The sequence below is a fragment of the Acinetobacter sp. YH16051 genome, assembly GCF_013417135.1.
Taxonomy (GTDB): domain Bacteria; phylum Pseudomonadota; class Gammaproteobacteria; order Pseudomonadales; family Moraxellaceae; genus Acinetobacter; species Acinetobacter towneri.
Window position 1 is genome coordinate 1 of record NZ_VPEN01000011.1, and the last position, 13,973, is coordinate 13,973.

General features: G+C 42.1%; 13 protein-coding genes. 3 read left to right on the forward strand and 10 right to left on the reverse strand.

Annotated elements, in window-relative coordinates; translation table 11 throughout:
* Positions 1–414 precede the first annotated feature (414 nt).
* A complete protein-coding gene (locus FTV41_RS09970; protein WP_004974034.1) occupies positions 415–1,773 on the forward strand; it encodes an MFS transporter in 1,359 nt (452 codons plus the stop codon).
* 191 nt (positions 1,774–1,964) lie between these two features.
* On the forward strand, positions 1,965–3,134 hold the full coding sequence (locus FTV41_RS09975) for a PQQ-dependent sugar dehydrogenase (protein ID WP_179996505.1): 1,170 nt from the start codon (positions 1,965–1,967) through the stop codon (positions 3,132–3,134).
* A gap of 424 nt (positions 3,135–3,558) precedes the next feature.
* Here the strand turns inward: FTV41_RS09975 and FTV41_RS09980 are convergent, their stop codons facing one another.
* The 4 genes from FTV41_RS09980 to ribF form a co-directional block, all read right to left on the reverse strand.
* Complete coding sequence (locus FTV41_RS09980; RefSeq protein ID WP_004974037.1) at positions 3,559–4,041, reverse strand: peptidylprolyl isomerase; 483 nt, start codon at positions 4,039–4,041, stop codon at positions 3,559–3,561.
* Positions 4,034–4,573 (reverse strand): signal peptidase II, encoded by a 540-nt coding sequence (gene lspA, locus FTV41_RS09985; RefSeq protein ID WP_004974039.1) that lies wholly within the window; start codon positions 4,571–4,573, stop codon positions 4,034–4,036. The genes FTV41_RS09980 and lspA overlap by 8 nt, the downstream gene beginning before the upstream one ends.
* Positions 4,566–7,412 (reverse strand): isoleucine--tRNA ligase, encoded by a 2,847-nt coding sequence (gene ileS / locus FTV41_RS09990; protein WP_179996506.1) that lies wholly within the window; start codon positions 7,410–7,412, stop codon positions 4,566–4,568. The genes lspA and ileS overlap by 8 nt, the downstream gene beginning before the upstream one ends.
* Positions 7,413–7,478: 66 nt before the next feature.
* Positions 7,479–8,480: a bifunctional riboflavin kinase/FAD synthetase gene (gene ribF / locus FTV41_RS09995; RefSeq protein WP_179996507.1), complete on the reverse strand. Its 1,002-nt coding sequence runs from the start codon at positions 8,478–8,480 to the stop codon at positions 7,479–7,481.
* A gap of 207 nt (positions 8,481–8,687) precedes the next feature.
* On the opposite strand from ribF, the gene FTV41_RS10000 reads away from it, so the two are divergent.
* On the forward strand, positions 8,688–9,254 hold the full coding sequence (locus FTV41_RS10000) for a 5'-methylthioadenosine/S-adenosylhomocysteine nucleosidase (protein ID WP_136144516.1): 567 nt from the start codon (positions 8,688–8,690) through the stop codon (positions 9,252–9,254).
* Positions 9,255–9,333: 79 nt separating this feature from the next.
* Here the strand turns inward: FTV41_RS10000 and FTV41_RS10005 are convergent, their stop codons facing one another.
* The 6 genes from FTV41_RS10005 to FTV41_RS10030 form a co-directional block, all read right to left on the reverse strand.
* The gene (locus tag FTV41_RS10005) at positions 9,334–10,011 is read right to left on the reverse strand and encodes a TetR family transcriptional regulator C-terminal domain-containing protein (RefSeq protein ID WP_179996508.1); all 678 of its coding nucleotides are present in this window, start codon (positions 10,009–10,011) and stop codon (positions 9,334–9,336) included.
* A 418-nt stretch (positions 10,012–10,429) separates the two neighbouring features.
* Positions 10,430–11,776, reverse strand: coding sequence for an amino-acid N-acetyltransferase (gene argA / locus FTV41_RS10010; protein ID WP_004974049.1), 1,347 nt, complete (start codon positions 11,774–11,776; stop codon positions 10,430–10,432).
* 145 nt (positions 11,777–11,921) lie between these two features.
* A complete protein-coding gene (locus FTV41_RS10015) occupies positions 11,922–12,305 on the reverse strand; it encodes an RcnB family protein (protein WP_004974051.1) in 384 nt (127 codons plus the stop codon).
* 202 nt (positions 12,306–12,507) lie between these two features.
* Complete coding sequence (locus FTV41_RS10020) at positions 12,508–12,897, reverse strand: RcnB family protein (protein ID WP_154320157.1); 390 nt, start codon at positions 12,895–12,897, stop codon at positions 12,508–12,510.
* Between the two features lie 246 nt (positions 12,898–13,143).
* Positions 13,144–13,299: a hypothetical protein gene (locus tag FTV41_RS10025; protein ID WP_004974054.1), complete on the reverse strand. Its 156-nt coding sequence runs from the start codon at positions 13,297–13,299 to the stop codon at positions 13,144–13,146.
* A 129-nt stretch (positions 13,300–13,428) separates the two neighbouring features.
* Positions 13,429–13,848 (reverse strand): hypothetical protein, encoded by a 420-nt coding sequence (locus FTV41_RS10030; protein WP_004974057.1) that lies wholly within the window; start codon positions 13,846–13,848, stop codon positions 13,429–13,431.
* Positions 13,849–13,973: the final 125 nt, after the last annotated feature.

Sequence of the window (13,973 nt, forward strand, 5' to 3'; positions counted from 1 at the left end):
TCCCTTCCCGAACTCAGAAGTGAAACCTCTTCGCGCTGATGGTAGTGTGGGGTTACCCATGTGAGAGTAAGTCATCGCCAGCTCATTATTCAAACACCCTCAACTAGCGTTGGGGGTGTTTTTTTATACGGAAAGGAAAATATTAAGAAGAAAAGTAGAAGAAAGAAGTTTAAAACAATATATTTACAATAATAAATTATGTGAAAAATATAGCATATATCAAAATATCATAAATTACTGCAAGTCTATTTAGTCGAATTTATCTACAACTTTAGTCTAGGTTTTTAAGAAAATTAACCAGAGTTAAGTTTTTGCTGTAGACAAAAAGTGAATATTGATTCATTTTATATACAAAAGTGAATAACCATTCATTTTTTATAAAATAAAAAGCTCACAATTGGAGGTGAGGGAAAAATGACAGCAACAACAATGAATGTGAATGCTGTAGTGGATCAAGCAAAGTTTAAACCTTTTCATTTAAAAATTGTACTTTGGTGCGTATTTGTCGTTATTTTTGACGGTTATGATTTGGCGATTAACGGTGTGGCTTTACCACTACTGATGCAAGAATGGAATATGACGGCTGTACAGGCAGGTATGCTTGCGAGTACGGCACTGGCAGGCATGATGTTTGGCGCCATGCTGTTTGGCATGTTGGCAGACAAAATTGGCCGTAAAAATGTCATATTAATTTGTGTGACGTTATTTAGTGGCTTTACTTTTTGGGGCGGCTTTGCATCCAACCCAACAGAGTTTGGTATTTTACGTTTTATTGCAGGTTTAGGGATTGGCGGGGTATTGCCTAACCTCGTGGCTTTAACCTCTGAATATGCACCACAAAAAATGCGTAGTACCTTAGTTACCACCATGTTCAGCGGCTATGCCGTGGGCGGCATTATGGCAGCCTTACTTGGTGCATGGTTGACGCCTAGCTTTGGCTGGGAAGTGATGTTCTATATTGCGGGATTACCGTTACTTATTTTGCCTTTATTGTGGTTTTTCTTACCAGAATCTTTAACTTTTTTGGTGAAAAAACAGCAACATGAAAAAGCGCGTCACATCGTCCAGCAAATTAGCCCACAAGAAAATATCAGCCCACAAACACAATTTGTATTAAATGAAGTACAAACCGCAGATGCCTCAATTGCAGCCTTATTTAAAAATAACCGTGGCATGAGTACTTTGCTGTTTTGGTGCTGCTTCTTTATGTGTTTGTTGATGGTTTATGCTTTGGGCAGTTGGTTGCCAAAACTGATGATGGCAGCAGGTTATTCGCTGGGTAACAGTTTAATGTTCTTAATGGCGATGAACATTGGTGCTGTGATCGGAACCATCAGTGGCGGGATTTTAGCAGACCGTTTCCACTTAAAACCTGTGATTATTGGCATGTTTTTATTGGGCGCATTCTCTCTAGTGGGTCTAGGCTTTAATTCACCACAGCCTGTGATTTATTTATTGGTGGGCTTAGCAGGTGCTTCTGCCATTGGCAGCAGTATTTTATTGTATAGCTTTGTTGCTCAGTATTATCCACTTACGATTCGTTCTACAGGTATCGGCTGTGCTTCTGCAGTGGGGCGTGTCGGTGCGATTGTAGGCCCTATTATTATTGGCGTACTTTTGGGCATGGATTTACCACATAAAATGAACTTTTTGGCGGTGGCGATTCCTGCAGTGATTGGTGCAATTGCAGTAGCACTGATTCGTTTACAAAGTACATCACAGGTGGTGAGTGAGCCAAGCGTGGTTAAAAAAGCCAGCCGATCTTATAGTTAATTGATCGTTAGTGTTTTGGGACTTTGAAATTAAGGAGCATTGCTCCTTAATTTTTTGCCTATTCACTTTGTAGAAGATTTAAGTAAGAAAGTGTGTATCGCTACATTTCTACTGTGCACGAGGTACATTTCATTGATTATGATGTCTTGATTAGCACAAGCAAAGATTGAATGAATAGAGGAGCAATTAGGATGCTCAAGATAAATCGGCAATACTATGGATTTATATGTCTAGTTGTATTGGGTTTAACTACAGGGTGTAATGCGCAAGTTGAGCCGAAACAGAACACGGCTGCTTTAGAGTCAAAATCAACTTCTGCACAAAATTTACAACGCTATCAAATACAGCCAATTGCAGATTTTAATGAGCCGTGGGCATTGGCAGAATTACCCGATGGACGCCTATTAATTACAGAAAAAGCGGGGAAATTAAAACTTTTTGATCCAAAAACAGGTCAAAGCTTAGATGTTCAAGCTATCCCTGAAGTCGCCTATGGCGGACAAGGTGGTTTGGGTGATGTCATTTTAGATCCTGAATTTCAACAGAATCAGCAGATTTATTTAAGTTATGCCGAAGTGGGTACGGGTGGTTACGGTGCAGTCGTGATTCGGGGCAAGCTTGTATTAGATGCTAAACCCACGCCAAAACTCACCGAAACTCAAAGAATCTGGCAGCAAGTGCCGAAAGTATCGGGACAAGGACATTATGCGCATCGTATAAAGTTTGGGGCAGATGGCAAATTATGGATAAGTTCTGGTGAGCGACAAAAGTTTGAACCTGCTCAGGATTTAAAATCTAATTTAGGTAAAATTTTACGTTTAAATACAGATGGTACAACACCTTTAGACAATCCATTTCAAACACATGGAGAGATTGCCAAGCAAGTCTGGAGTTTGGGGCATCGCAACCCTTTAGGCATGGCATTCGATTCTACAGGGCAGCTTTGGGTTGCAGAAATGGGACCTAAAGGGGGTGATGAGTTGAATCTGATTGTCAAGGGCGAAAACTATGGCTATCCGTTGGTGTCGAACGGTGATCATTATAATAGTTTGCCAATTCCAGACCATGCGACTCGTCCTGAATTTACAGCCCCAGTGCTGGATTGGACGCCTGTCATCTCTCCCTCAAGTTTGATGTTTTATACGGGAGATGTATTTCCACACTGGAAGCATAAAGCCATTCTTGGTGGTTTATCTTCAAAAGCAATTATTGTGGTGGATACGCAAGCACAGCCTGTTCGGGAGTTACAGCGTATCGAGATGGGTCAGCGGATTCGTGGCGTACTTCAAGCACAGGATGGCAATATTTGGGTGATTGAAGATGGTCAATCTGCCAGATTGCTTAAATTGGTGGCTCCATAAAATAAATTTCTTCAGGTCTAAACTTATTTCAAAGTAGGACAAAAAACAAATAGAAAAAAGCCCCAACATCATGTCGGGGCTTTTTCAGATTTATGTTTAGGTATTACTCCTGTTATACCTTTCAGCGTCCTGCCGTTATATTATTTATTATTGTTATTCTTGCTTTTAGAAACATCCTATTTCTGTATGTGTTAAATATAAAATGAAAGCTGATCTTTGCCTAGCGTCAATTTTCTGCAGTGCATGTAAGCTAAAACGTACAACGATATATCGGTAAAATATAGATCAATAAACTGGATTTATTTAATTTTAAGTGTTTGATTATATTTAATAATTATCTTATTCAATAAAAAATCTCCCAAATTCATTTTCTTGTACTTGGGAGATTTGAACAGCAGAAAGATGCAGTAAGTATGCAAATTGATTACATCAACTTAATACCTTGTTGTCCTGCTGGGGTCACTCTAAAGATTTCAACTTCAAAGGTAATATTTTTACCCGCTAAAGGGTGGTTAAAGTCTACTTCAGTCACATCATCGTTGACAGATTTCACCACGCCATAGAGGCTTTGTTTGGCTTTATCTTCAAATTCAATCATGTGTCCTTCAACTGGATGTTGCTCAAATTTAACCGTATCAAAAGTTTGTACGTTTTCAGGATTCCATGGACCAAATGCTTCTTCAGGTGGAAGACTCACGGTACGACGGTCACCTGCACGTAAACCAAATAATGACTTTTCAAAACCAGGTAATAGGCTGCCATCGCCCATGACCAAACTTACAGGTTCAGCGCGGCTACGGGTGTTGTCAATTTCTACACCATTTTCAATGGCGACAGAAAAGTGCAATTCGACTTTTGAGCCATCTTCAATACGAGTTTCATCATTTGGATTAATAATTTCAGTCATGTTGCGCCTGCGCTCGTTCAATTCGGTGCTTTTCTAGGAAAAACGTATCAATTAACAGCAGAATGGTGCCAAGTGTGATGGCACTGTCTGCAATATTAAAGGCAGGGAAGTGGCTGTTGTTGTAGTATACGTGAATAAAATCGACCACGTAGCCAAGACTGACCCGATCAATTAAATTCCCAATCGCACCGCCTAAAATCAAGGCAATCGCCAAAGGCAGTACGATGACATTTTTTGGCATACGCATTAGCCAAAATACAAAAATTACAGACACTAAACCTGCCAGTGAGGTAAAGAAATAACGTTGCCATCCACCTGCATCGGACAAGAAACTAAAGGCAGCGCCATAGTTATGCAGTAAAGTCCAATTCAAAAAGGGCAATACAGGCACTGGATCTGCGTAATTCAGATGCGATACTGCAATCCATTTGGTCCATTGGTCGAGAATAATCGCGACAATGGACAAGCCCACCCACCATAAATTATGTGGATAGAACTGGAATAAGCCCTTTTTGTGTTGTGGATTAGGCATATTTTCTCTCTTCGCCTTGACCTGTTGGAAGGTTGATAATACAACGTGAGCATAAACCTGGGTGTGCAGAATGTGTATTCACATCAGGAAGTACATGCCAGCAACGTACGCATTTTTCGCCATCTGCTGCAGAAACTTTCACGTTCAAGCCGTCTAAATCAGAGGCTTCACCTTGTGCAGCATCAAAGCCATTCACAATTACTTGTGAGGTAATGAGGACAAAACGCAGCTCATCGCCTAGTTTATCCAATACGGCTTTGAGTTCGTCATTCGCCCAAAGTTCAACTTTAGCAGATAAGTTGGAACCGACTGTTTTGGCGGTACGTGCTGCTTCAATGAATTTATTGACGGCAGATTTCACTGCAATCAGGGTTTGCCATTCCGCTTCTGCCAAGATGTTAGCTTCAGAAGCCACTGGAATGTCATACCATTCTGCAGTGAAGACATATTTTTCTGATTGCTCAGGAATTAGCGGCCATGCTTCTTGTGCCGTAAAGCTTAAGATTGGTGCCATCCAGCGAACGAAAGCCTGAACCAAGTGATACAAAGCGGTTTGTGCAGAATGACGTGCTTGCGAGTCTGCTTTGGTGGTGTACTGACGGTCTTTGATGATATCGAGGTAGAAACCACCCAAGTCATTAATACAGAAGTTGGTCAGTGCACTGGTCACGATATGGAAGTTCATATCTTCATAGGCTTGCTGAATGGTTTTCTGTACTTCTGCGGCACGTTGCAGGATGTATTGATCCAGTGCAATCAACTGATCTACAGGCAGTGCATCTGTAGCGGGTTTGAAGCCATTTAAGTTGGCCAACAAGAAACGCAAGGTGTTACGGATACGACGATAACCGTCAGAGGCACGGCTAAAGATTTCCTTACCTGCGGTCATTTCATAGCGATAATCCGCCGATGCAATCCAGAAGCGTAGGCCGTCTGCACCCATGTCTTTAATAATGTCTTGTGGGGTAATAATGTTACCCAACGATTTCGACATTTTGCGACCTTTTTCATCCACCACAAAGCCGTGTGTTAACAAGCCTTTATATGGTGCGCGTTCATTGATTGCAATCGAGGTGAGTAATGAAGATTGGAACCAACCACGGTGTTGGTCTGAACCTTCAAGATATAAATCGGCTGGGTCTTGTAACTCTTCACGCTCACGTAGTACGGCGTAGTGGGTCGTGCCTGAGTCGAACCATACGTCTAATGTATCGCGTACTGCATTGTAGTGCTCGGCATCATCACCAATGAAGTCTTTGGCTTCACGGTTGTACCAGCCATCAATCCCTTCTTGTTCGATCAGTTTCGCAACTTCTTCGATCAATTCAGGTGTGCGTGGGTGCAATTCGTTGGTGTCTTTATGTACAAAGAATGGAATTGGCACGCCCCAAGTACGTTGACGTGAAATACACCAGTCTGGGCGACCTTCAATCATCGCTTGGATACGGTTTTTACCCCAATCAGGTACAAAGCTGATGTCATTTTCAATCGCATTCAGTGCGCCTTGACGTAAACCTTTGGCATCCATGCTGATAAACCATTGTGGTGTAGCGCGGAAAATAATTGGAGTTTTATGACGCCAGCAGTGCGGATAGCTGTGTTTGATTGGGTGATGTGCCCACAGCTTATTGTTTTCTGCCAAAGTCGCAATAATTTGTGGATTGGCTTTGTAGATGTGTTCGCCTGCAAAGATTGGTGCAGTAGGTAAATATACGCCATTGCCACCGACAGGATTGTCAACTTTTAGGTTGTATTGTAAGCCAACTTTATAGTCGTCCACACCATGTCCAGGCGCGGTATGTACTGCACCTGTACCGCTTGTTGCGGTCACGTGTTCACCTAAAATCACAGGTACTTGGCGTGCTTGAATCAGTGGATGTTGTAAGATCAGGTTTTCGAGTTTGTCACCTGTGAAGTCAGCCAATACTTCATAGCTGCTAAAGCCATAGCGTTCAGTTGCTGACAGTACCAATTCTTTGGCCAAAATAAAGTTTTGTGGTGCTTTTTCATCGGCACGTGCCTTCACCAATTGGTATTCAATTTCGGCATGTAATGCAACGGCTTGGTTCGCAGGTAAAGTCCACGGTGTAGTCGTCCAAATGACGATGTCAGTGGCATCATTCACTTGCACATCCAAACGTGCAGATAAATCGGCTAAATCGACCACAGTAAAACCGACATCAATTGCATCGGATTTTTTATCTTCATATTCAACTTCGGCTTCTGCCAATGCAGAACCACAGTCCAAACACCAGTTCACAGGTTTAAGACCCGGTTCAATATGACCTGCTTTGGCAATTGCACCCAATGAACGCACGATATCGGCTTCTTGCTTGAAGTTCATGGTGAGGTAAGGATTGTCCCAATCACCAAATACACCCATACGCACGAAGTCTTTTTTCTGTAATTCGACTTGGGTGTAAGCATATTCGCGACAGGCTTTACGGAAAGTCGAAGCATCGACTTTTACACCCACCTTACCCACTTTTTCTTCTACTTTAAGTTCAATTGGTAAACCGTGACAGTCCCAACCCGGAACGTAGGGTGCGTCAAAACCATCCATGACACGGCTTTTAATAATAATGTCTTTCAGGACTTTATTGACCGCGTGACCCAAGTGAATTTGACCATTGGCATACGGAGGGCCATCGTGAAGCACATATTTTTTCTTGCCAATACGCGATGCACGAATCTGCTGATAAATGTTGTCGGCATACCACTCTTCTAACCATTTCGCTTCACGTACTGCGAGATTTGCTTTCATTGCAAATTCAGTACCTGGGAGGTTTAGCGTGGCTTTATAATCCACTGCATTTTCAGGAGTTTGCTTATCGCTCATGCAAGTTGTCTTCCAGTTGAATCAGCCCATGGACTGACGCGTTTTACATTAAATATTTAGGGTAAATTAAAAAGGGAAATGTGGATGATCTTGTCGAAATTCAAGAAGTTTTTCAACATCATCATCAATTCCCGCTTTGAGTGCTTCAAGCGAAGGGTAATTTTTTTCGCCATGTAAATAGTTTAAAAATGTGACCCGCATTAATAAGCCATACAGATTAGCAGAAACATTGGGGAAATGTACTTCTAATCGCCATTCGGGCTGTACTTGTTGGATGGCTGGGCGCGTACCTACATGCCCTGCACCAAACAGACTGTTCGGGCTGTAGCCTGCAACACCCGTTTTGTGAGGATGATCGTGTTTGACTTTTTCGCTTAAAGCGGTGGTTTCACAGACCACTTCAACGCCATAAATGCCATTTAAGCAGGGTTTATGGCGGTTTAAGCGTACATTAATGGTTGGAAAATCAAGTGTGCGACCAATTTGATCGCCATATTGGACGCGCCCTGTAATGCTATATGGGCGTCCAAGCAGTTTGGCTGCCAGTGCCAAATCACCTGCTTGTAAAGTTTGACGAATACGAGTTGAGCTAACACGCTCACCATTCAGTTCAATGGTGTTTAAATTGGTGACCTGAAAGCCATAGTTGCGTAAAAATTCGCTATTGCCTTGGCGGTTTTTACCAAAATGGAAGTCATCGCCCAAGACCAAATGCGAGGCATTCAGGCTATTTTTTAAAAGTTTTGCAAAGGCTTCGGCACTTAAACTGCGGAAATGATTGTCAAATTTCGCTACTGCAATGTAGTCGACGCCCAATTCGGTCAGATATTCGACTTTTTCCCGCAACGAGCTGATGCGTGGTGGGGCATCGTAGCCTTTAAAAAATTCCAATGGTTGAGGTTCAAACAGCATCACCACGGTTTTGAGTTGTTGCGCCGCAGCAACTTCTTTGAGCTGTTGAATCATCGCCTGATGACCGACATGCACACCATCAAAATTGCCAATGGTCACGGCAGTTTGGGCGAGGTCAGTGGTTGAAGATAAAGCATTCAGGCGGAGCAGCTGCATGATCGGATGAAAGTTGAAAATTTGTAAGGGCTATATATTGCCATATTCTCGCGCTTTCGTCTTGCTGTTGTGTTTTTAACCTGAAAAATTATCTGAAAATCAGGCAAAATCCGACTATTTGAGCGCGAAAGGTGAACTGGATTTGCACCGCACCAGATTTTCTTTTCTAATGTGCTCAGTTTCAATGATCTGCACGAGTAAATAGTGATGAATTCTGATTTCGCTTTAATTATGGCATTGCCCAGTGAGTCTAAAGGCTTGTTTGAGCAGGCTGGGATTCAGGTGCATTACAGTGGTATTGGTAAGGTCAATGCTGCGTTTAAAGCCTTTGAAGTGATTCAAAAGACTGGTTGTAAAACTTTATTGAATTTAGGCACGGCTGGTAGCTCACATTTTGATGCGCATGCTTTGGTGGAAGTGTGCCAGTTTGTGCAGCGCGATATGGATGTTTCTCCGTTGGGTTTTCAGGTGGGAGTCACGCCAATGGATCAGGAACACCCTGCAGAAATTCATTTGGAACGCTATTTTGAGCATTTGCCAAGTGGCATTTGTGGCACGGGAGATAGCTTTGAAACGGGTACACCTAAAGTACCGTGTCAGTTGGTTGACATGGAAGGCTATGCGATTGCCAAAGTCTGTAAAAAATTAGGGGTGCGGATGCTGTCGGTGAAATATATTACCGATGGTGCCAATGATACAGCGCATTTAGACTGGGAAGAAAACTTGTTGTTGGGTGCGCAAAAACTATTGTCTTTGTATCAGGGTCTTAAATAATATCGTTGCCAAAACGCCACGACCCTAGTCATAACTAGGGTCGTGAGTAAAAGTGCGTATCTTAGTTAGTGCTGTGCAATTAGTCTTCTGATTCTTGTTCAGGTGTGGCAGTGACCACAGCGGCTTGAGGTGCATCCACTTCGTCCTGACGCGGCATAATACCGTAGAGCATCATGTGAACTGTATGTTGCAAGACACGTTGCAACATGCTGCGGTTGCGCAGGGTTTTACCTGTCACCATTTCCATTTGCGTTGCAAAGTCGGCATAGTTTTGGGTAATCGCCCAAATATTCAAAATAAGCAACTCAGGATCAATCTGCTTAGACAGTTTGCCTTGCTCTTGCCACATGGTAATGACTTTGGCTTTGCGTTTGACCAGTTTTTTCAGAGGGCCTTTTAAAATTTCCTGAATATGTGGCGCACCTTGAATCACTTCTAATGCAAATAGACGTGATGCTTTCGGCTTAGTACGTGAAACCTCAATTTTCTGCAGCAGATAATTGGTAATTGCTTCATCAGGCTCGAGTTCAGCTTCGAGCATTTGCAAAGGTGCAAGCCATTTTTGTAGTACTGTAGTTAGTACTTCAACATATAAGGCTTCTTTATTTTCATAATAATAGAAAATATTCGACTTATGCATCTCTGCAATTTGTGCGATTTCGTCCAAACTCGCGCCGCTAAATCCGTATAAAGAAAATACGTCGAGTGCAGCATTGAGAAGCTGATGGCGTTTTTGTGTACTCTTTTTTTGTTCCATTCGTAATTTTAAAACAATGAAAAAAGGGAATTATTAATTGTACGGCAAATCATCAGGCTTGTGCATCTTTTAAAGATGTATTTTTAAAATATTTTTAGTTTATTCTGTAGTTTAGCTATTAAATCCGTGAAAAGCATGATTAGAGAGGGGGAGTATCTTGTTTTTGTATTTTCTGACTGAATGAATAAGTTTTTTGAATTTTCTATATAAATGATAAAAGTAAAGTTTCTTCCTGCCTTGCATCAATTTTATTTAAAAAAACTAAACAGTGGTGTGGATGCTGCCAATTTTGATCATCCCTACACTGTCGTGCTGACAGGTATAGGTGTGATGACCTGATTTAATCGGCAGCATGTTCCACGTGAAACATTTCTGGGTTTTGATTGTGCTGTGTCATTCAGCGTACCAAAAGTTTCGCTTAGAGCCGTTTTTTACACACAATTGAGTTGCGTTGATAGTTATATAAAGCCTGACGTGCATCGGGTAAATCATCGACACTGGCAGGTGCAAAGCCCTGTTCTAAAAACCAGTGTGCGGTGCGAGTGGTTAAAATAAATAATTGCTGAATACCCATGGTTTTGGCTTTATCTTCTAAATAATCCAGAATTTGGCGACCACGGTTGGATTTACGATAAGCAGGATGCACCGCGACACAGGCAATTTCGGCCGACTTGAGTTCATGACCTGTGGTCGGAATGGGGTACAAGGCGGCACAGGCGAGAATCATGCCGTCACGTTCAATCACTGCAAATTGTCCAATTTCATTTTCCAGACGCTCACGTGAACGATATACCAACACGCCTTCTTCTTCTAAAGGACGTAATAAACGAATCAAACCGCCTACATCCTGAATATTGGCCGTACGCACTTCTTCATAATGTGCATCACTCACCATCGTCCCTGAACCATCACGGGTAAACAGTTCTTCGAGTAAAGCACCATCGTAGGCATAGGAAATGAGATGTACCCGATGTACGCCGTTTAATGAGGCATCTTGGGCTGCATTTAAGTGTAAAGCCAATTCAGGATGATGTCGCTGAGCATCTTCAATATATGGATTTAAATGTTGCGGATGAACTTCACGTTGCAATTGACCTTCGGCATTCTGCAAACCGTGCTGCGCGCCTAAGAAAATCAGTTTGTCAGCTTTTAATTGAATGGCAGTTTTAGTTGCCACTTCTTCAGCCAACAAGTTAAACACTTCACCTGTGGTGGAATAACCTGTTGGACCGAGCAACACAATATTATGATTTTCTAAATGGCGTTGAATGGCATCGACATCTACAGTGCGGACTTCGCCAGTCAGTTGATAATCGACCCCATCACGGATGCCATACGGTTTGGCGGTAATGAAGTTACCCGACACCACATCGATACGTGCGCCATACATGGGAGAGTTGGCCAGCCCCATCGACAATAAGGCTTCAATTTGCAGACGAATTGAACCCACCGCATTCATCACACAGGATAATGACTCACGTGTGGTGACACGACGTTGCAAATGAAAAGGGGTGTCAATTTGGCTGAATTTCAGATTTTGATTAATTTGTGGACGTGCGCCGTGGACCAAAATCAGGCGAATACCAAGTGAGTGTAGCAGGGCAATATCATGAATAATGTGCTGAAAGTTTTCATGCAAAACCGCTTCACCATCGAACATAATCACAAAGGTTTTATTGCGGTGGGCATTGATATAAGGCGCAGAATGTCTAAACCAATGCACATATTGTAAGGTTGTGCTGTGCGGGTTTTCAGTTGGAGTCATTCGTTGGCCTGCTGTAATGATCGATGGTGCTGTCTTTGATTCTAATCAAAAAATTCTGCAGCGGAAGACTAAATATAAAAAAACACCTGAATGGTGCTTCAGGTGTTGTGGAGAAATGCTATTTTTCAGCTCAGGCTGAACGGTTTTAGCCAATAATACGAATAATACGCTGGGTGCGCTCATTAATCAGCACATAGTCACCGTTGACTTTATACCACTGCTGATAACGACCTGTGTTGGGTAAACGACGTGCTTCACGATCACTGACTTTGTAGCGGTTCGCATCATATCCGCGTGGGAGGTTTTGACCTACACGCCAGTCACGACTTGGATTCACGCGTTTTTGATCATAACGCTTTTGTTCCCACTGTGCATGATGACGTGGATTGTCCCAACGCTTGTCGTGATGTTTATAGGTGGCACTCGCTTGATGACGACGATCATCATAACGATGGTCGGGTGCTGCCATAGCCGATGTTGCCATGATTGCGCTTAAAGACAGTGCTAAGGTGCTGAGTAATTTTTTCATGCGACTTACCTTCAGTTTTAAATATGGGGTAGATGTGTCCAAATTAGTCAAATACTCAAGATAAATGATGGTGGAAATTGAGGTGAATTGTGAATTTTATGGAGAAAACAAGGAGAGCCTGAGCGGACTATCGCTCTATAAAAAAAGCCCAAAGTGAGCTTTGGGCTATGTATTTAGATATTGTGTATGTACAACAGTAGGTCTATAAACCTGCGATACGCAAAATATGGTGATTTTCGACATCGACCAAAATGTAGTCTTGGTTGATTTTATACCATTGTTGTTTGCGTTCAGGGCGGGGCAAGTTATGTTCCTGATAATCGACTTTATAACCATTGCCACGATAATGCTGCGGCATGACATAACCCGTTTGCCATTTATGTTGTTGTAAGCGTTTTACACCACGTTCTTCACGCATGCGGCGTTTGTCTTGCATACGCTCTTCTGCATCGGCACGAAATTCATGTTTATTGTGTGCTTGGTTACGAGGATGGTCAGCTGAGTCTCGATCAAATTGAGGAGCGGCAGTTGCAAAATTGCTGCTTAGTAAAGCACTGAAAGACATTGCCAGAACTGTCAAAATCTTTTTCATGTAAACCCCTCATTCTCTCATCTTGATATCACAGTTCATACTTTAACCATTAAATGCAGAGAAACTGTGAAGAAAGCACATGAATTTTTTAAATACGCTCTGCAGGATGCGGCATGGTATTGATTCTATTATGCGACAAAATACGAAATTTAGTAGCTATCGCTCAGAAAATAGGGGTGGGATGATTTTTCTTGTGCTAAGGAAAGGATGAGACATCACCATAGCAGCGTACTGCTATGGTCTGCTTTAGTTCCAATGTTCAGTTAAGCCTTGTAAAGATTGCACAGCGATGGCAACACATTCGGCTGTTTCACGATCATCCAAAGCCACAATTAAATGCTGACCTAATTGCAAGCTTTCAATACTTTGAATCACGGCAGTTTTACGTTGAATATCAGTCATCACAATTTACCTAATGCTTGTTGTGGAGATACATCAAGCATAGGTGATGTATATTGATTTGGAAAACCGTATAATTTTATAAAAACAATCCAATAAAACGATTATTGCCACCGTTGCCATGAGTTTTGCTTAATAGGCGTAGTTTAAATCGGTGTAGTCGGTCAATGATTTTTGAATATGTGCATTGATAAATTCGCGTACATCTTCAGTACTCATTGGTGCGCCTTGCTTGCTAATCACGTGTTCAATTTCAGGTTGCCCTTCAATTTTAATACGATAAACAAAGTTTTTAACCACTTTGTAGGCATCGTCCAGTTTTTCAATGCCTGTGACATAGTGGTAAGCATGTTCAAAATTAAGGTCGGTATGTGAAAATACAAACTGATCAAACAGTTTGATTTTCTGACCGTTGTCGAGTGCCTGAATGTCATCTACGATGCTGGCTTCAAACTTCATGCCATATTTTTCAGAAATAGGCTGACCATCAATCAGTAAAGACACCATACCATCTTCAAGTGGTGTCACGGTGATGTTGTTTAATTCAGTCATGTTGCTCTCTGCATCGTTGAGGTTGAATTGAGATGTGGAAGCATGGTAATCAGGCTTTGCATTGCCAAAAATAGGCAGGATAGAAACCTGAAAATGCTTGTGCGATGCCATTTTACCGCAAATCA